The organism is Streptomyces sp. NPDC017676, from assembly GCF_044329325.1.
Lineage (GTDB): Bacteria > Actinomycetota > Actinomycetes > Streptomycetales > Streptomycetaceae > Streptomyces.
In genome coordinates this window covers 233,178-251,282 of sequence record NZ_JBIRJA010000013.1, presented here as the reverse complement: position 1 = coordinate 251,282, position 18,105 = coordinate 233,178, and the positions used below count along the sequence as shown (strand labels likewise).

The window sequence follows — 18,105 nt, the reverse complement described above, 5'->3', positions numbered from 1 at the left end:
GATGTGTGCCGCGCGTGAGGACGCGGCCGGAGTGTTGACGGGCGGGGGCGCCACCGGCTCCCCCGCCCGTCAGCGAGTGCTTAGTAGCACTCCTTGACACCCGTCGACAGCGACATCTTCAGGCCGCTGAGCTTGAAGGTTCCGGCGGTGGTCGCCCACGCCGTCTGCTTCACGTCGGACAGCGTGGCCTTGTCGGCCTGCTGGGCGAACCCGTACGGGTTGGACTGCTCGCCGCCGCCCTTCATGCCCGGACCCTTGGAGGCGTCCTTGGCGGCCACACCGATGTCGATGTTCTCGAACGTCGCGTCGGCGTTGAGGTCGGCGACGTCGATGTAGATGTTGTCGGCCTGGACCTTCTCGGCGCCCGCGCCACCGGCCCGCAGGATCAGGCTGACGTTGCCGAAGATCGGCACGTCGGGCGTGACCACGGACTGGCACAGGTTGGTGATCTCGGCGTGCTTGAACGCCGAGACGGCCACCGGGTGCGCCGTCTTCTTGCCGTCCAGCGTGTAGCCGCTGTCGATGGCGCCGTACTGCGAGAAGCCGGTGCCGACGAGCTGGTCGGCGGACACCTTGAACGACTGGCCGGACACGCTGAACGAGGCCGCGAGAGCGCCCTGCGCGAGGGCGACACCTATACACGCCGTGGCGGCCACGCTGGGCACCATGACCACAGCGAACCGCTTCCATCTGGTCCCGCCACGCACCTGGGACTCCATATTTCCTCCTTCTCGGACGTACATCTCCTGGCCCGGGCTCGCCCCGAATCAGCGGCTCAGCCGGGCAGGGATGGGAGAAGTGCTACGTCCTCGGGAAGGAGAGCGCCCGCGCTCGGAGGCGCGAACCGCGCCCGAATCACCGGCGATCACCCCCGAGCGACAACCACTGGTCGCGCCTGACACGCATCACGCACAACCCTGCTGGGCAGGCTTCGCCGGCCGGCGAAGACCCCCCTGCCCTAGACCCGGCGCCACTGCCGCCGGCTCTGCTCGGTGGGGACCCAGAGTCTCCCGGTGACCCGACCGGCTGCCGGGGTACGGGAATGGACCGAGCGTCGCCGATCGTGGTGCATTCTCGGCCTGGACACAAGGGGGTTCGTTACTGGCTAGTAACGGGGGGATAACCGGAGGACGACCGACCGGTCTCGGAGGGCGACGCTCGGTGGCATCGAAGGGCAGAGCAAAGCCGTTGATCCCTGGACGAATCCAGACAGACCAACGGCCTCGATTTACTCGGAGTAACAGCGGCCGCGATTACCAAGATTTGGCAAAGTGCGGCCGCCGTGATGTCCCGTCGGCAAACCTTTCACCCCGGCATCACAAGCCGTGGCGTTTAGCGACTGGTCAGAACAGGGCGCGCGCGAGCGCCCTGCGTGCGCCCACCACGCGCGGGTCCTCCTGGCCCACGACCTCGAACAGCTCCAGCAACCGGAGCCGTACCGCCTCCCGGTCGTCGCCCGCCGTGCGCTGCACGGTCTCGATGAGCCGCCCGAAGGCGTCCTCGACGTGCCCGCCCACCAGGTCCAGGTCGGCGGCGGCGATCTGCGCCTGCGGGTCCTTCGGCTTCTCGGCCGCCTCCTGACGCACCTTCTGCGGGTCCATGCCCTGCACCCGCTGGAGCAACTCGGCCTGTGCCAGGCCCAGTTTGGCCTCCGGATGCGCCGGGTCGTCGGCCAGCACGTTCTTGTACGCCTGGACGGCCCCGCCGAGGTCGCCGGCGTCCAGCGCCTGCGCGGCGGCGTTCAGCGCGGCGTCGTACGGCCCCTCGGTCGACGCGGCCCGCGGGGCACCGCCCGGCTCCGCGTCCGGGTCGACGGTCAGACCGGTCAGCCCGAAACGCTGCTCGGCGACCTCCACCAACTGGTCCAGGGTCTGCCGGATCTGCTGCTCGCCGGCCACCCCCTGGAAGAGCGGCAGCGCCTGGCCCGCCACGACGGCGAACACGGCCGGGATGCCCTGGATCCCGAACTGCTGCATCAGCATCTGGTTGGCGTCGACATCGATCTTGGCGAGGAGGAAGCGCCCGTTGTACTCGACGGCCAGCCGCTCCAGGACCGGGCTCAGCTGCTTGCAGGGCTGACACCACTCGGCCCAGAAGTCGATGACGACCGGGACTTCGGCGGAGCGCTGCAGGACGTCCCGCTCGAAACCCGCCTCATCGACGTCGATGACGAGATCGGCCGGGGAGACGGCCCCCGTCCCGCCCTGCCGGGCCGCTTCGGCGCGCGCCTGCTCCGCCTTGGCCTTGGCCTCCTGGGCCGCCTTCACCGCGGCGAGATCGACGACACCGCTCATGGACATGTTCCGTGGCTGCATGCGTCTATCCTCCCCCGATCCCGCGTCTGATGGAAAAATCGATGTGCGGCGCCGGGTCCCCACCCCACGCCTGGTGGTCGTCGCTCGCGTACGTCCCTCGCGAGCTTTCGCTACGACCCGTAGCGTAATGCCATGAGGGCACCGCGCGACACCACACCCCGGTGATCTCCCTCACGACCGCACAGATCCCGCCGGTTATGGTCGGGGGATGCAGAGCCGCACTCCCGCCAGCCGTACCGGACGCCCGCGCAGCGCCGCCGCGGACACCGCGATCCTGGCCGCGACCCGGGAGGCCCTGGTCGAACTCGGCTGGTCGAAACTCACCCTGGGAGACGTCGCCACGCGGGCCGGGGTTGCGAAGACGACGCTCTACCGCCGTTGGGCCGGCAAGAACGAGCTGGTCGTGGACGCGGTGGCGGAGCTCTTCGACGAGCTGGAACTCCCCGACCGCGGCAGCCTCGCCGCCGACATCGAGGGCGTCGTCCTCCAGTTCGCGGCCATCCTGGCCCGACCGGAGGCCAAGAGCGGCCTGATGGCGGTGGTCGCCGAGGCCACCCGCGACGACGCCCTGCGCGAACGCATCCGCGCCTCCATCGTGGACCGCCAGATGCGGCTGGTCCTGGCGGGCCGCGCCCGGGCCCAGCGCCGCGGCGAACTCCCCCCGGAACCGGACCCCGGGGAAGCCACCCGCACGGTGGACCTCATCTTCGACGTGGTCGCGGGCGCGGTGGTCCACCGCACCCTGGTCAGCGGCAAACCGGCGGACGAGAACTGGGTCCGCAGCTTCACACGCCTACTGCTCCAGGGCCTCACGTCCCAGCCGACCGAGCAGGAGTCGACGGCACCTTCCTGACCGGCCGAACGCGAGTCGCCGGCCACCTCACGGCCGGCCGAGCAGGCGGCGACGGCCATCTCACGGCCGGCCGAGTCGGGTGGTGGGTGGGCACAGGCCGGGGGTGCAGGGGGCGGAGCCCCCTGGGGGCCGGCCCGGCCGAGGGCACTAGAAGCCGGCCGGCTCCGTGTACACCCCCCACTCGTCCCGCAGCACCCCGCAGATCTCCCCCAGCGTCGCCTCGGCCCGCACGGCGTCCAGCATCGGCTCGATCATGTTGGCCCCGGACCGGGCCGCGGCGAGCATCGCGTCCAGCGCCCCCCGCACAGCCGCCTCGTCCCGCGCCGCCTTCCGCTCGGCGAGCACCCGCACCTGCTCCCGCTCCACCTCATGACTGACCCGCAGGATCTCCAGGTCCCCGGTGACGGACCCGGTGTGGACGTTGACGCCGACGACCTTCTTGTCCCCCTTCTCCAGCGCCTGCTGGTAGCGGAACGCGGACTCCGCGATCTCCCCGGTGAACCACCCGTCCTCGATCCCGCGCAGGATGCCGGACGTGATGGGCCCGATCGGGTGTCGCCCGTCCGGGTGAGCCCGCAGCCCCCGCTCCTTGATCTGCTCGAAGATCTTCTCCGCGTCCGCCTCGATCCGGTCCGTCAGCTGCTCGACGTACCAGGAGCCGCCCAGCGGGTCGGCCACATTGGCGACGCCGGTCTCCTCCATCAGCACCTGCTGCGTGCGCAGCGCGATCTCCGCGGCCTGCTCGGAGGGCAGGGCGAGGGTCTCGTCGAGCGCGTTGGTGTGCAGCGAGTTGGTCCCGCCGAGCACGGCCGCCAGCGCCTCCACCGCCGTACGCACCACGTTGTTGTACGGCTGCTGCGCGGTCAGCGAGACACCCGCGGTCTGCGTGTGGAACCGCAGCCACTGCGCCTTCTCGGACTTCGCGCCGTACACGTCCCGCATCCACCGCGCCCAGATCCGGCGCGCCGCCCGGAACTTGGCGATCTCCTCGAAGAAGTCGACGTGCGCGTCGAAGAAGAAGGACAGGCCGGGCGCGAAGACGTCGACGTCGAGACCGCGGCTGAGCCCCAGCTCGACGTACCCGAACCCGTCCGCCAGCGTGTACGCCAGTTCCTGCGCGGCCGTGGATCCGGCCTCCCGGATGTGGTACCCGGAGACGGAGAGCGGCTTGTACGCCGGGATGCCGGCCGCGCAGTGCTCCATCAGGTCGCCGATCAGCCGCAGATGGGGCTCGGGCTGGAAGAGCCACTCCTTCTGGGCGATGTACTCCTTGAAGATGTCGGTCTGGAGGGTCCCGTTGAGCACCCCCGGATCGACGCCCTGCCGCTCGGCGGCGACCAGGTACATGCAGAAGACCGGTACGGCGGGCCCGCTGATGGTCATGGAGGTCGTCACGTCCCCCAGCGGGATGTCCTTGAACAGCACCTCCATGTCGGCGGCCGAGTCGATGGCGACCCCGCAGTGGCCGACCTCGCCGAGGGAGCGGGGATCGTCGGAGTCCCGCCCCATGAGCGTGGGCATGTCGAAGGCGACGGACAGACCCCCGCCTCCGGCGGCGAGGATCATCTTGTACCGCTCGTTGGTCTGCTCGGCGTTGCCGAACCCGGCGAACTGCCGGATCGTCCAGGTGCGGCCGCGGTAGCCGGTCGGATGGAGCCCGCGCGTGAAGGGGTACTCCCCGGGCCAGCCGATCCGCTCGAATCCCTCGTACGTGTCGCCCGGCCGGGGCCCGTACACGGGCTCCACGGGGTCGCCGGAGAGCGTGGTGAAGTCCGCGTCGCGCTTGCGCGCGGCGTCGTAGCGGGCCTGCCAGCGGCGGCGGCCCTCCTCGATGGCGTGAGCGTCCATACCCTCGAATTTACTTGGACGTCCTAGTAAATGTCGATGGCAGACCGCCGCACGGCATCCGTACGGCGGTACCCGCTACGCCTTGGCGACGGCCGGGGCCTCGTCGGCGACCCGGGACTCCAGCTCGCGGCTGATCTTCCGCTCGACGAAGAACGCGGCGGTCGGGATCGTCCCCGCCAGCAGCACCCAGAGCTGACGGCCGACCGGCATCTTGGCCTTGGAGCCCAGGTCGAACGCGAAGATCAGGTAGACGACGTACAGCCAGCCGTGGGCGATGGCGACGACCCGGGTGAAGTCGGCGGCACCGTCGACGTCCAGCCCGTACTTCGCGATCATGCTCAGGCAGAGCAGCACCAGCAGTACGCCGGTGGTGTAGGCCATGACGCGGTAGCGGGTCAGCACGCTTTTTTTCATGGAGCGAGCGTAACCACCCGTTCCGGGAGATCTTGCCCCGGGTCACTGCTCCTCGAAGTCGTGTGCCGCGATCCGCAACGGTCGCAGCAGCGCGAAGATCTCCTGGCACTCCTCGGCGTCGTACGCCCCGAGCCCGAAGTCCATGGCCATCAGGTCGCGGGTGGCCGCGTCGACCACCTCGCGCCCCTTGTCGGTGATGACGGCCAGCGTGCCGCGCCCGTCGTTGGGGTTGGGCCGCTTGGCGACCAGCCCGGACCTCACCAGCCGGTCCACCGTGTTCGTCACGGACGTGGGATGCACCATCAACCGCTCGCCGATCTTGGACATCGGCAGCTCACCGGCCTTGGAGAAGGTGAGCAGCACCAGCGCCTCGTACCGGGCGAACGTCAGCCCGTACGGCTTGACCACCGCGTCCACCTCGGAGAGCAGGATCTGCTGGGCCCGCATGATCGAGGTGATCGCGGCCATGGACGGCACCTTGCCCCACCGCTGCTTCCAGAGTTCGTCGGCGCGGGCGATGGGGTCGAACGGGAGGCTGAGAGGCTTCGGCACGTCATCAGACCCTACCGGCCGGTCATATGCCGGTCAGCTCCGTCTCGCCTTTCGGTCCCCGGCCGCTCACGAACGTGTGCCGGCGGCCCGGCGCGGGTCGCCGGACCAGGGGCTCGGCAGGCGGTCGCGCCCGCGCGCCCGCCCGCGGATCCCGGCCGTCCGGGCGGTCAGCCGCGCCCCCGCCGCCGCAGATGGTGCCGGACGGCCCGCTGGGCGACCGGGCCCAGGGACTCCACCGCGGCCACGAGCGCGCCGAGCTGTTCCAGGGCGTCCAGCGCCGCGTGCGCCCCGGCCTCGTCCACCCCCTCGTACAGCTCGATGCCGACGAACGACGCGGCCACCGCCCGCGCCAGACCGGCCGGGTCGGCGAACTCACCGAAGGGGGTCGTCGCCAGCACGCGCCGGAGCACCTGCTCGATCTCGGTGATCCACAGCCGCAGCCCGTCGGCCGTCGCGGGACCCAGTGCCGCGTGCGTCGGAGCGCCGGCCAGCAGCTGGCCGAGCAGGGCCACATGGCCGCCGGCCCGCTCGTGCTCGTGGATCTCGCGGCCGACGGCGAGCAGCTCGGACAGCGAGTCCACCGCGGCGAGGCGCTCGCGGTACCGGGCCACGGCCTTCTCCGCGCCGTACCGGCAGGCCGCGGCGAGCAGTTCGTCCACCGATCCGAAGTGGTAGAAGACCAGCGCCTGGTTGACCCCGGCCGCCGCCGCCACCGTACGGGCCGACGTCTTGGCGATGCCCTGCTCGGTGAGCGTCCGCAGCGCGCCCTCCAGCAGCTTGGTCTTGGTCTCCTGCGCCTTCGCGGTCTCCGGGCTCACGCGCGCGCCTCCTCCCGCACCGGGCGCAGTCCGGGCCGCACGCCATGGGCGCGGACGTCGGTGTACGACACCGTGAAGGAGCCCTCGTAACCGAAGAGCGGGCCGAACCAGCGGTTCACCACGCGCACACGGACGCGGAAGCGGCCGGCCGTCTCGTCGTACGACTCCCGTACCTCGGCCGTCGCGCCGATGAGTTCGGGGACGCGGACGTCCACCGGGCCCTCCCGGAACCGGTGCGCTCCGGAGCGGATGAGCAGGGAGGCGTCGGGCTCGGCGTGGAAGTGCAGGTCGGTCGCGAGGTGCTGGTGGGTGCCGAGGTAGTCGAGGACCCGGTCGCCCCCGGGGCCGAGCACCATCTGGGCGTCGAAACGGCGGGCGCGGCCGGGCAGGTGGAAGGTGCGCACGAAGCTCACCGTCTCACGCCCGAAGCTGTCCCTGTAGGGCACGTTCTCGATCACGAAGGGCACGTTCCGGCCGGCCCTCGGGACCAGGATGTTCCGGGTGGCGCCCAGGGTGAGGAACGGTTTCACGAAGGCCGGTCCGTGCCAGATCCGGTCCATCACGCCCCGGCCGGTGCAGGCCTCGCCGCCGGCCAGGCCCACCGAGAAGCGGCGCCGCAGGGCGGGGTGCAGGCGCTGGAACGCCGGTCCCATGGCGGTCTGGAAGATCGAGGTCATCCGTGCTTCTCCAGGGTGCGCAGGAGGCGGGGCGCGCGGGTGCGGGTGGCGGGGGCGCGCAGGCAGCGGCGGGCGGCCGGGGTGCCGGCGAGCGGTGCCTTGAACAGGGCCAGCCAGACGCCGAGCAGGAGCAGGAGCGGGCAGAGGTAGGCCAGCGAGTCCGCGAAGGGGCCGGACGGGCCGGGGAGCGAGCCCCGTCCCAGTCCGGTCAGACACAGGGCGAGGAGGACCGCCCGGACCGTCAGTTCCGCCAGCCAGCGGTACAGGGCCCGCTCGGGGGTGATGCCCCGCTCCAGCCAGAGTCGGAGCCGGTCGAAGGACCAGGCGGTGGCCCAGCCCATGAGCGGGCGGAGCAGCAGGCGGTCGGCGAGGGCGCCGGGGGCTCCCCAGCGGGGGCGGTAGTCGTAGCCGGTGAGGAAGCGGACGCCATGGGCGTCGGGGACGTAGCGCCAGTAGCCGCTGCCCTCCGCGATCAGGGAGAGCGGGTGCGGGGAGGAGAAGCGCAGGGCGGAGGTCCGGCTGCCGTCGGGGCGCTCCTTCTCGCCGGCGGCCACGCCGGTGCCGGAGACCGTGAGGAACGGCAGCACGCGCGTGGCGTACCGGAACCGCTGCGGCTCGCCCTCCGCGCGCGGGAGGTACTCGATCTCGGTGAAGCGCAGGTCCCAGCGCTGGTGGCGGGCGGGGTCCTGGGTACGGGCCCATAGCTCGTCGAGGTCGGCGCGAATGTGCGTCTCTATGTAGAGACCCATGTGTTCCCCCACGTGAGCCCGGAGTTTGAGCGACTGCTCAAATCGTCTGCGCCGAAAGTACACCGTTTTGAGCGGTCGCTCAAAGAGCTGGCACGAGAAAACCCCGGCCCTGGGACCGGGGTTTCGGCCAACGGGCCGCTCTACTGGGCGAGGTGCCGTTCGACGGTCTCCACCTTCGACGTGAGCCCGTCGGTCACGCCGGGGCGGATGTCGGCCTTGAGGACGAGCGAGACCCGCGGGGCACGCGCCTCGACGGCGGCGACGGCCCGCTTGACGACGTCCATGACCTCGTCCCACTCGCCCTCGATCGAGGTGAACATGGCGTCGGTGCGGTTGGGCAGGCCCGACTCGCGGACCACGCGCACGGCGTCGGCGACGTACTCCCCCACGTCCTCACCGACGCCGAGGGGCGTCACGGAGAAGGCGACGATCATGCGTTCACGACCCCTTCCTTGCGGGCACGGGCGGCGATGACGGCGTCCTCGGCCTCGCGGCGCAGCTTGCGCTCGGCGAAGAAGCCGCCGGTCGGCAGCACCGAGAGGACGAAGTAGAGGGCCGCCGTCTTCAGCGACCACTTGGCGCGGTTCCAGGCGTCCGCCCAGAAGATCACGTACAGGATGAAGAGGACGCCGTGGACCCCGCCCATCACGGGGACCGCGTTGAAGTCCGTGGTCCGCTTCAGCACCGAGCACAGGAGCAGGATCAGAAAGGACACGGCCTCCGGGGCCGAGACCAGTCGGAGACGGCGGAGGGCGGTGGCGGTCTTGATGTCCACGGGTCACCTTCGGTGGGAGAGTCGTTTGTGAACGCACGCACAAGCGTTCCCCCATTGTGGCAAACCGCGCCCTTAGGGGTCCGCTCAGGGTGGGTCTCCACCCATGGGCCCTGTTCCGTCCACCCGCCCGGCCGCTACTTTCACAGCGTGGCGATGTTCCGGCTCCAGGGGAGCAAGGTCCTCGCCGTCGACATGACCGGGGACGCCGTGAAGGCGAAGAACGGCTCGATGGTCGCGTACGACGGGCGGATGGCCTTCAAGAAGCTGAGCGGTGGCGGCGAGGGGCTGCGCGGGATGGTGACCCGGCGGCTCACCGGTGAGCAGATGACGGTGATGGAGGTGAAGGGACACGGGACCTGCTGGTTCGCGGACCGGGCGTCCGAGATCAACCTGGTGAGCCTCCAGGGCGACAAGCTCTACGTCGAGGCGGGCAACCTGCTGGCCACGGACGCGGGGCTCAGAACGGGCACGACGTTCACGGGCCTGCGCGGGGCCTCGCAGGGCAACGGCCTGTTCACGACGACCGTGGAAGGCCACGGCCAGGCGGCCATCGTCTCGGACGGCCCGGCGGTCGTGCTGCGGGTCACGCCGCAGTACCCGCTGACCGTCGACCCGGGCGCCTATGTGGCCCATCAGGGCAACGTCCGGCAGTCGTTCCAGTCCGGTGTGACGTTCCGCACGCTCCTCGGGGAGGGCGGCGGCGAGGCCTTCCAGATCCGCTTCGAGGGCGACGGCCTGGTGTACGTGCAGCCGAGCGAGCGGAACACGATCGCGGGGGACCTGTGAGATGACCTTCCGAGAGATCAACTCCAAGATGGTCGAGGCGACGGTGGCGCCGGGGCAGCGGCTGTTCAGTCAGCGCGGCGCGATGCTCGCCTACAAGGGGGACGTGTCCTTCACGCCCAACGTCCAGGGCGGCCAGGGCGGGCTCATGTCGATGATCGGGCGCCGCGTGGCCGGCGAGGCGACCCCGCTGATGACCGTGGAGGGCAGCGGCACGGTCTTCTTCGGACACGGCGGCCACCACGTCCATGTGATCACCCTCACCGGCGACACGCTCTACGTCGAGGCCGACCGGCTGCTCGCCTTCGAGGGCACGCTGCGGCAGGGGACGATGTTCATGGGCTCCCAGGGCGGCGTCATGGGCATGGTGCGCGGGCAGGTCACGGGCCAGGGCCTGTTCACGACGACCCTCCAGGGACAGGGCGCGGTGGCCGTGATGGCGCACGGCGGCGTCTTCGAGATCCCGGTCACCCCGCAGCGCCCGGTCCATGTCGACCCCCAGGCCTACGTCGCCCACCACGGCGACGTCCGCAACAAGCTGTCCACCGCGCTCGGCTGGCGCGACATGGTGGGCCGGGGCTCCGGCGAGGCCTTCCAGCTGGAGCTGAGCGGCAACGGCACGGTGTACGTCCAGGCCTCGGAGGAGAAGCTGTGAGCACCTACGGAACTCCGGGCGCCGGGCCGGTCGTGCACGACCCGGTGACGCTGCCCGCCGACGACAACGTGAACAAGTACACCTTCTGTGTGGAGCTCAAGGGCGGGCAGTGGTTCCTGCAGAAGGGGAAGATGATCGCCTACTACGGGACGATCGAGTTCAACGGCATCGGGCACGGGCGACTCGACCGACTTGTCCGTACGTCGTTCCATTCGCCACTGCACGCGAGCGACTGGGTCGTGGCCGAGGGCTCCGGCAAGATGCTGCTGGCCGACCGGGCCTTCGACGTCAACTCCTACGACCTGGACGACGGGAACTTGACCATTCGCGCGGGCAACCTGCTCGCTTTTCAGCCAAGTCTCGCGCTCAAGCAGTCGATCGTGCCGGGTTTTCTGACCCTTATCGGAACCGGAAAGTTTGTGGCGGCATCTAACGGGCCGGTGGTGTTCATGGAACCTCCGATCCGGGTCGACCCCCAGGCGCTCGTCGGGTGGGCCGACTGCCCGTCCCCGTGCCATCACTACGACCACGGGTACATGGCGGGTGTACTGGGCGGTCTGCGTGCGATGACGGGCCTCGGCGGGGTCTCCGGGGAGGAGCACCAGTTCGAGTTCGTGGGCGCCGGGACGGTCCTTTTGCAGTCGACGGAGACCCTTATGGCCGAGGCGGCCACGGGGGCGGTTCCTCCCGAACCGGGAGTGCCCGGCGGTGGCGGAACGGCGCCAAGCGGACACGGTTCGCAACCATCGGGCGTACCGCGCCTTCCCGGACAGCTGGGGGACCTCCAGCGTCGCTTCGGGCTGTGAGCGGTAGTCTGCGGAGTGTGACGTCGAACGCGTGCGCACTGTCACACCACCCGAAGTAGTTCGTCATTCAACTTCTTAGGTAGACTTCATTCATGGAGACCGAGACGGCCACGCGCTGGCTGACCGATGCGGAGCAGTGCGCTTGGCGCACCCACCTGGAGGTCAACAGGCTGTTGACGTACCAGCTCGAAAAGGATCTGCAGCCGTTCGGCCTGACAATGAACGACTACGAGATCCTGGTGAACCTGTCCGAGTCGGAAGACGTGCGGATGCGGATGAGCGACCTCGCCTCCGCGACGATGCAGTCCAAGAGCCGGCTCTCGCACCAGATCACGCGTATGGAGAACGCGAACCTGGTGCGCCGCGAGAACTGTGACACGGACCGGCGAGGACTCTTCGCCGTGCTCACGGATCACGGCATGGAGACGATGAAGAAGGTCGCGCCGCACCATGTCGCATCGGTGCGCCGGCACTTCATCGATCTGCTGTCGCCGGACGCGCTGATGGAACTGGACAAGGCACTGAAGCCCATCGCCGAGCATCTAAGGGGGCAGCGGGGACGCCCCTGAGCCGGACTCGTCGGCTCGGGGTGCGGTAGCCGGGCGGGGGTGGGCACGCTCACCGGCGCCGGCCAGGCGCAGCGCCCATCCGTACCGTCCCCGCACAGGGGCTGCGGCAGTCGGCCGATCGCCAACCCGGCCGCCGCCCCCGCCGAGCTTCCCGCGTTCACCGCCATGTCCACCATGCCCCGGTCCGCGTACGGGCGCCCTCCAGGGCCGATTCGTCGGCCCCGGAGGCCGTCGTCAGGGCCGGGGCGATGAACGCTCCCGCGCAGGCCATGGCCGCCGCGAGAGCCCCCAGGACGGACGCCAGGCCCGCGGTCGCGAGCACGACGGTGCCGGGGACGGCGTAGGACCCGGTGGCGTGCGTGACGGACGGCAGCGCCGCGAGCGAGACCATGCCGTAGGACAGGCGGGCCGTCAGGGCTGCGGTGGAGGTGCGGCGCGCATGCGGAACGCGCAGGACGGCGGCGTACGAGGGCCGCGAAAGGCGTGTGAACCCGGGATCGCGGGGCCGGCCGGCCCGTCCCGCACGGAACGCGTCCACCCCGCCTCTGGTGATCCGCCCGCCCCCTCAGCCCTCCGTGAGCCCCGCGACCAGTTCGTCCGCCGCGCGGTACGGGTCCAGTTCGCCGGTGACGATGCGTTCGGCGAGGGCGCTGAGGCGGCGGTCGCCGTGCAGGTCGCCGATGCGTTCGCGCAGGGCCGTGACCGCGATGGTCTCCACCTCGCGGGCCGCGCGGGCCTTCCGGCGCTCCGCGAGGATCCCGCGCTCCTCCATCCAGGCGCGGTGCTTCTCCAGGGCCTCCACGACCTCCTCGACGCCCTCCGCGCGCGCCGCGACCGTCTTCACGATCGGCGGACGCCAGTCGCCGGGGCCCCGGGCCTCGCCCAGGCCCAGCATGTGGTTCAGCTCGCGGGCGGTGGCGTCGGCGCCGTCCCGGTCGGCCTTGTTGACGACGTACACGTCGCCGATCTCCAGGATTCCGGCTTTCGCCGCCTGGATGCCGTCGCCCATGCCGGGCGCCAGGAGGACCACGCTGGTGTCCGCCTGGGAGGCGATCTCCACCTCCGACTGGCCCACACCGACCGTCTCGACCAGGATCACGTCGCAGCCGGCCGCGTCCAGCACCCGGATGGCCTGCGGGGCCGCCCAGGCCAGGCCGCCGAGGTGGCCGCGGGTCGCCATGGAGCGGATGTAGACGCCGGGGTCGGAGGCGTGCTCCGACATCCGGACCCGGTCGCCGAGCAGGGCGCCGCCGGAGAACGGCGACGAGGGGTCGACGGCCAGGACGCCGACCCGCTTGCCCTGCTTGCGGTACGCGGTGACGAGCGCGGAGGTGGAGGTGGACTTGCCGACGCCCGGCGAGCCCGTCAGGCCGACCACGTACGCGTTGCCCGTCAGGGGGGCCAGCGCCGCCATGACCTCCCTCAGCTGCGGGGACGCCCCCTCCACGAGGGAGATCAGCCGGGCCACGGCCCGCGGCCGGCCTTCCCTGGCCTGGGCCACCAGAGAGGAGACGTCCTGCATCACAGCTCCGTTCAGTTCACCACGTACCGGACACCGGCGTACCGGAAACAGACCCTCGGGGTCTCAGGCCTTCGGTACCCGCACGATCAGCGCGTCACCCTGGCCCCCGCCGCCGCACAGCGCCGCCGCGCCGACGCCGCCACCGCGCCGCTTGAGCTCCAGCGCCAAGTGGAGCACGAGCCGGGCGCCGGACATACCGATCGGGTGACCCAGCGCGATCGCGCCGCCGTTGACGTTCACCTTTTCCGTGGACACGCCGAGGTCCTTCATTGACTGCACGGCGACGGCGGCGAAGGCCTCGTTGATCTCGATGAGGTCCAGGTCGGAGACCTCCAGACCCTCCTTCTTCAGGGCGTGCTGGATGGCGTTCGACGGCTGGGACTGCAGCGAGTTGTCCGGGCCGGCCACATTGCCGTGCGCGCCGATCTCGGCGAGCCAGCTCAGGCCCAGCTCCTCCGCCTTGGCCTTGCTCATCACGACCACGGCCGCCGCGCCGTCCGAGATCTGCGAGGAGGAGCCGGCGGTGATCGTGCCGTCCTTGGCGAAGGCCGGGCGCAGCTTGGCCAGGGACTCGACGGTGGTGTCGCCGCGGATGCCCTCGTCCTTGCTGAACAGCACCGGCTCGCCCTTGCGCTGCGGGATCTCCACGGGGGTGATCTCGGCCTCGAACAGGCCGTTCTTCTGGGCGGCGGCGGCCCGCTGGTGGGACAGGGCGGCGATCTCGTCCTGCTCGGCGCGGCCGATGCCGAGGCGGGTGTTGTGCTTCTCGGTGGACTCGCCCATCGGGATGTTCTCCCACGGGTCGGTCAGGCCGTCGTAGGCCATCGCGTCGAGCATCTGCACCGCGCCGTACTTGTACCCTTCGCGGGTCTTGGGCAGCAGGTGCGGGGCGTTGGTCATGGACTCCTGGCCGCCCGCCACGACGATGTCGAATTCACCCGCGCGGATCAGCTGGTCGGCGAGGGCGATGGCGTCGAGGCCGGAGAGGCACACCTTGTTGACGGTCAGCGCCGGGACGTTCATCGGGATGCCGGCCTTGACGGCGGCCTGGCGGGCCGGGATCTGGCCGGCGCCGGCCTGGAGCACCTGGCCCATGATGACGTACTGCACCTGGTCGCCACCGATCCCCGCACGGTCGAGGGCGGCCTTGATCGCGAAGCCGCCCAGGTCGGCTCCGGAGAAGGACTTCAGCGAGCCCAGCAGCCGCCCCATGGGCGTCCGCGCGCCCGCGACGATCACCGAGCTGGTCGTTCCAGAAGATCCAGAAGACATGAGGTGCGATCCCCTTCCAGCTGCACACAGCCGAGGAGTGAACGAGGGTTTACTTCGAATGTACTGAGCGGTTGGACATGGCGTCACCGGCCCGCCGGTGTGATCGCGCGCACGTTGCGTAACCATCCGGGGAGCGCTGCACTGAATCCATGCTGACGCGAATCGACCACATCGGGATCGCCTGCCACGACCTCGACGCGACCGTCGAGTTCTACCGGGCCACGTACGGCTTCGAGGTGTTCCACACCGAGGTCAACGAGGAGCAGGGCGTGCGGGAGGCCATGCTCAAGATCAACGAGACCTCGGACGGCGGCGCCTCCTACCTCCAGCTGCTGGAACCGACCCGCGAGGACTCGGCGGTCGGCAAGTGGCTCGCGAAGAACGGGGAGGGCGTCCACCACATCGCCTTCGGCACGGCGGACGTCGACGGGGACGCCGCGGACATCCGCGGAAAGGGCGTCCGGGTGCTGTACGACGAGCCGCGACGGGGCTCCATGGGGTCGCGGATCACCTTCCTTCACCCCAAGGATTGCCATGGCGTTCTGACAGAACTGGTCACTTCGGCCCCTGTTGAGTCACCTGAGCACTGACCCCCGTACATAAGGGCCGGTAGGGTTGGGGGCGGTCGTCCCTGAAACGGGGACGGCCGCATGCCGGGGTCCGGGTTTCGGGGGACGAGCGTCGGGGCAACAGCCCGTGCTCCGCCGTCTGTCTGACACCATTCCCCGGGGGCCCCGTTCGGCGGATGGACGGAGCTCGTTGGAGAAGCTGACCAGGGGACGGATGGGACCGCGCAGTGCGGGGCTACGAGAGCCAGGAGCGAGAGCCGGCGGCTGACGTCGACCACCTCTCTCGGTTCGAGGCCGAGATGAAACGGCTGAGGACCGAGCGCGAGAAGGCGATCCAGCACGCCGAGGACCTCGGCTACCAGGTCGAGGTGCTGCGCGCCAAGCTGCACGAGGCGCGGCGCACCCTCATGACCCGGCCCGCCTACGACGCGGGTGACATCGGGTACCAGGCCGAACAGTTGCTCCGCAACGCCCAGATGCAGGCCGAGCAGCTGCGCCAGGACGCCGAGCGGGAGCTGAGCCAGGCCCGTGCGCAGACCCAGCGCATCCTCCAGGAGCACGCCGAGCAGGCCGCGCGGCTCCAGGCCGAGCTGCACCAGGAGGCGGTGACCCGGCGCCAGCAGCTCGACCAGGAGCTGGCCGAGCGCAGGGCGACCGTCGAGTCGCACGTCAACGAGAACGTGGCCTGGGCCGAGCAGCTGCGCGCCCGCACCGAGCAGCAGGCCCGCCGGCTGCTGGAGGAGTCCCGCGCGGAGGCCGAGCAGGCGATGGCCGCCGCCCGCGCGGAGGCCGAACGGCTGACCCGGGAGGCCCGGGAGCGGCTCCAGAGCGAGGCCGAGTCGGCGCGCGCGGAGGCCGAGCAGATCCTGCGCCGGGCCCGCACGGACGCCGAGCGGCTGCTGAACGCGGCCTCCACGCAGGCGCAGGAGGCCACCGAGCACGCCGAGCAGCTGCGGACGGCCACGGTCACCGAGTCGGACGCGGCGCGCCGGCAGGCCGCCGAGCTGAGCCGGGCCGCCGAGGAGCGGATGACGGCGGCCGAGGAGGCGCTGCGCAAGGCGCAGGCCGAGGCCGAGAAGGTGGTCACGGAGGCGAAGGAGGCCGCCGCCAAGGCCCTCGCCACCGCCGAGGCCGCCAACGAGACGCGGACGCGCACCGCCAAGGAGCAGGTGGCCCGGCTGGTCGAGGAGGCCACCAAGGAGGCCGAGCACACCAAGTCCGAGGCCGAGCAGCTGGTCGCGGACGCCCGCGCCGAGGCCGAGAAGATCGTCGCCGAGGCCGCCGAGAAGGCCCGCTCGATCACCGCCGAGGAGACGGCCACCCAGCTGTCCAAGGCCGCCAAGACCGCCGAGGACGTGCTCAACAAGGCGTCCGAGAACGCCCAGAAGACCACCAGGGCCGCCGCCGAGGAGGCCGAGCGGATCCGTTCGGAGGCCGAGGCCGAGGCGGACCGGCTGCGCGCCGAGGCGCACGACATCGCCGAGCAGCTCAAGGGCGCGGCGAAGGACGACACCAAGGAGTACCGCGCCAAGACGGTCGAGCTCCAGGAGGAGGCCCGCCGGCTGCGCGGCGAGGCCGAGCAGCTGCGCGCCGACGCGGTCGCCGAGGGCGAGTCGATCCGTGCCGAGGCCCGCCGGGAGGCGGTGGCGCAGATCGAGGAGGCGGCCAGGTCCGCCGAGGAGCTGCTGGCCAAGGCCAAGGCGGACGCCGACGAGCTGCGGCAGACCGCGACCGCCGACAGCGAGAAGGTCCGCACCGAGGCCATCGAGCGGGCCACCGGTCTGCGCCGGCAGGCCGAGGAGACCCTGGAGCGCACCCGCAAGGAGGCCGAGCGGCTGCGTGCCGAGGCCGCCGAGCAGGCCGAGACGGTCCGGTCGGACGCCGAGAAGGCCGCGCGGGACCTGCGCGAGGAGACCGAGAAGGCCGTCGAGTCCCGTCGCGCCGAGGCCGCCGAGGAGTTGAGCCGGCTTCAGACCGAGGCACAGGAGCGGCTGGCGTCGGCCGAGCAGGCGCTGACGGACGCCCGCGCCGAGGCGGCCCGGATCCGCCGGGAGGCCGCCGAGGAGACCGAGCGGCTGCGCGCGGAGTCCGCCGAGCGGATCCGCACGCTCCAGCAGCAGGCCGAGGCCGAGGCCGAGCGGCTGCGGGACGAGGCCGCGTCCGACGCGTCCGCCTCCCGGGCCGAGGGCGAGGCCATCGCCGTACGGCTGCGGTCCGAGGCGGCCGCCGAGGCCGAGCGGCTGAAGGCGGAGGCCCAGGACACCGCCGACCGGGTGCGCGCGGAGGCGCAGGCCGCCGCCGAGCGCCTCGGCACCGAGGCGTCCGAGACGCTGGCCGCCGCGCAGGAGGAGGCCGCCCGGCGCCGCCGCGAGGCCGAGGAGCTCCTCGGCGCCGCCCGCGAGGAGGCCGACCAGGAGCGGCAGCGGGCCCGCGAGCAGAGCGAGGAGCTGCTGGCCTCCGCGCGCAAGCGCGTGGAGGAGGCGCAGGCCGAGGCCACCCGGCTGGTGGAGGAGGCCGACCGGCGCGCCACCGAGATGGTCGCCGCCGCCGAGCAGCACGCGCAGCAGGTGCGGGACTCCGTCGCCGGACTGCACGAGCAGGCGCAGGAGGAGATCGCCGGGCTGCGTTCGGCCGCCGAGCACGCGGCGGACCGTACCCGCCGGGAGGCCGAGGAGGAGGCGGACCGGGTCCGCGCCGACGCCTACGCCGAGCGGGAGCGGGCCAGTGAGGACGCCTCGCGGATCCGTCGCGAGGCGAACGAGGAGTCGGAGGCCGCGAAGGCGCTGGCCGAGCGGACGATGGCGGAGGCCGTCGCGGAGGCCGAGCGGCTGCGCGCGGACGCGGGCGAGTACGCCCAGCGGGTGCGCACCGAGGCGTCGGACGCGCTGGCCGAGGCCGACCAGGCGGCGGCCCGCACCCGTGCGGACG

20 protein-coding genes are annotated in these 18,105 nt (G+C 71.4%); 7 read left to right on the top strand and 13 right to left on the bottom strand.

All coding sequences use genetic code 11. From position 1 onward, the window contains the following. Window positions 1–80 precede the first annotated feature (80 nt). Both ACH4LD_RS28110 and ACH4LD_RS28105 read right to left on the bottom strand, forming a co-directional pair. Window positions 81–719 carry a DUF6230 family protein gene (locus ACH4LD_RS28110; RefSeq protein WP_398056002.1) on the bottom strand — a complete coding sequence of 213 codons (639 nt, stop codon included), beginning with the start codon at window positions 717–719 and terminating at the stop codon, window positions 81–83. Between the two features lie 624 nt (window positions 720–1,343). Further along, a complete protein-coding gene (locus ACH4LD_RS28105; RefSeq protein WP_398056003.1) occupies window positions 1,344–2,315 on the bottom strand; it encodes a tetratricopeptide repeat protein in 972 nt (323 codons plus the stop codon). Between the two features lie 208 nt (window positions 2,316–2,523). Here ACH4LD_RS28105 and ACH4LD_RS28100 point away from each other — a divergent pair, with 208 nt between their 5' ends. After that, window positions 2,524–3,168 (top strand): TetR/AcrR family transcriptional regulator, encoded by a 645-nt coding sequence (locus ACH4LD_RS28100; protein WP_398056004.1) that lies wholly within the window; start codon window positions 2,524–2,526, stop codon window positions 3,166–3,168. A gap of 147 nt (window positions 3,169–3,315) precedes the next feature. On the opposite strand, the gene ACH4LD_RS28095 is transcribed toward ACH4LD_RS28100, so the two are convergent. The 8 genes from ACH4LD_RS28095 to ACH4LD_RS28060 form a co-directional block, all read right to left on the bottom strand. Next, complete coding sequence (locus ACH4LD_RS28095) at window positions 3,316–5,016, bottom strand: methylmalonyl-CoA mutase (RefSeq protein WP_398056005.1); 1,701 nt, start codon at window positions 5,014–5,016, stop codon at window positions 3,316–3,318. 75 nt (window positions 5,017–5,091) lie between these two features. Beyond that, window positions 5,092–5,430 (bottom strand): DUF3817 domain-containing protein, encoded by a 339-nt coding sequence (locus tag ACH4LD_RS28090; RefSeq protein WP_356341732.1) that lies wholly within the window; start codon window positions 5,428–5,430, stop codon window positions 5,092–5,094. Between the two features lie 42 nt (window positions 5,431–5,472). Next, a complete protein-coding gene (locus ACH4LD_RS28085; protein ID WP_132788691.1) occupies window positions 5,473–5,982 on the bottom strand; it encodes a MarR family transcriptional regulator in 510 nt (169 codons plus the stop codon). A 167-nt stretch (window positions 5,983–6,149) separates the two neighbouring features. Then, window positions 6,150–6,800, bottom strand: a complete 651-nt coding sequence (locus ACH4LD_RS28080; protein ID WP_132788690.1) for a TetR/AcrR family transcriptional regulator — start codon at window positions 6,798–6,800, stop codon at window positions 6,150–6,152. Next, on the bottom strand, window positions 6,797–7,477 hold the full coding sequence (locus ACH4LD_RS28075; RefSeq protein WP_398056006.1) for a DUF4166 domain-containing protein: 681 nt from the start codon (window positions 7,475–7,477) through the stop codon (window positions 6,797–6,799). Before ACH4LD_RS28075 ends, ACH4LD_RS28080 begins: the two co-directional genes overlap by 4 nt. Next, on the bottom strand, window positions 7,474–8,226 hold the full coding sequence (locus ACH4LD_RS28070; RefSeq protein ID WP_398056007.1) for a hypothetical protein: 753 nt from the start codon (window positions 8,224–8,226) through the stop codon (window positions 7,474–7,476). Before ACH4LD_RS28070 ends, ACH4LD_RS28075 begins: the two co-directional genes overlap by 4 nt. A 140-nt stretch (window positions 8,227–8,366) precedes the next feature. Then, the gene (locus ACH4LD_RS28065; RefSeq protein ID WP_014675047.1) at window positions 8,367–8,660 is read right to left on the bottom strand and encodes an MTH1187 family thiamine-binding protein; all 294 of its coding nucleotides are present in this window, start codon (window positions 8,658–8,660) and stop codon (window positions 8,367–8,369) included. Beyond that, complete coding sequence (locus ACH4LD_RS28060; protein WP_398056009.1) at window positions 8,657–9,001, bottom strand: DUF3817 domain-containing protein; 345 nt, start codon at window positions 8,999–9,001, stop codon at window positions 8,657–8,659. The genes ACH4LD_RS28065 and ACH4LD_RS28060 overlap by 4 nt, the downstream gene beginning before the upstream one ends. Before the next feature lie 153 nt (window positions 9,002–9,154). Here ACH4LD_RS28060 and ACH4LD_RS28055 point away from each other — a divergent pair, with 153 nt between their 5' ends. The 4 genes from ACH4LD_RS28055 (at window position 9,155) to ACH4LD_RS28040 (ending at window position 11,814) form a co-directional block, all read left to right on the top strand. Then, a complete protein-coding gene (locus ACH4LD_RS28055; protein WP_398056183.1) occupies window positions 9,155–9,787 on the top strand; it encodes an AIM24 family protein in 633 nt (210 codons plus the stop codon). Window position 9,788: 1 nt separating this feature from the next. Next, window positions 9,789–10,439 (top strand): AIM24 family protein, encoded by a 651-nt coding sequence (locus ACH4LD_RS28050; protein ID WP_132788686.1) that lies wholly within the window; start codon window positions 9,789–9,791, stop codon window positions 10,437–10,439. Next, entirely contained in the window at window positions 10,436–11,245 is an 810-nt protein-coding gene (locus tag ACH4LD_RS28045; protein ID WP_398056011.1) for an AIM24 family protein, read from the top strand. Before ACH4LD_RS28050 ends, ACH4LD_RS28045 begins: the two co-directional genes overlap by 4 nt. A gap of 92 nt (window positions 11,246–11,337) precedes the next feature. Then, window positions 11,338–11,814: a MarR family winged helix-turn-helix transcriptional regulator gene (locus ACH4LD_RS28040; RefSeq protein ID WP_103812626.1), complete on the top strand. Its 477-nt coding sequence runs from the start codon at window positions 11,338–11,340 to the stop codon at window positions 11,812–11,814. Between the two features lie 157 nt (window positions 11,815–11,971). Here ACH4LD_RS28040 and ACH4LD_RS28035 read toward each other — a convergent pair whose 3' ends face one another. From ACH4LD_RS28035 to ACH4LD_RS28025, 3 genes are all read right to left on the bottom strand, one after another. After that, window positions 11,972–12,352, bottom strand: a complete 381-nt coding sequence (locus tag ACH4LD_RS28035; RefSeq protein ID WP_398056012.1) for a hypothetical protein — start codon at window positions 12,350–12,352, stop codon at window positions 11,972–11,974. 27 nt (window positions 12,353–12,379) lie between these two features. Beyond that, complete coding sequence (gene meaB / locus ACH4LD_RS28030; protein ID WP_398056013.1) at window positions 12,380–13,336, bottom strand: methylmalonyl Co-A mutase-associated GTPase MeaB; 957 nt, start codon at window positions 13,334–13,336, stop codon at window positions 12,380–12,382. 63 nt (window positions 13,337–13,399) lie between these two features. After that, window positions 13,400–14,608, bottom strand: coding sequence for an acetyl-CoA C-acetyltransferase (locus ACH4LD_RS28025; RefSeq protein WP_398056015.1), 1,209 nt, complete (start codon window positions 14,606–14,608; stop codon window positions 13,400–13,402). A gap of 149 nt (window positions 14,609–14,757) precedes the next feature. Between ACH4LD_RS28025 and mce the strand changes: the two genes are divergently transcribed. Beyond that, window positions 14,758–15,198, top strand: a complete 441-nt coding sequence (mce, locus tag ACH4LD_RS28020) for a methylmalonyl-CoA epimerase (protein WP_030656158.1) — start codon at window positions 14,758–14,760, stop codon at window positions 15,196–15,198. Window positions 15,199–15,404: 206 nt separating this feature from the next. After that, on the top strand, window positions 15,405–18,105 hold a 2,701-nt coding region (gene scy / locus ACH4LD_RS28015), incomplete at its 3' end, for a polarized growth protein Scy (protein WP_398106196.1).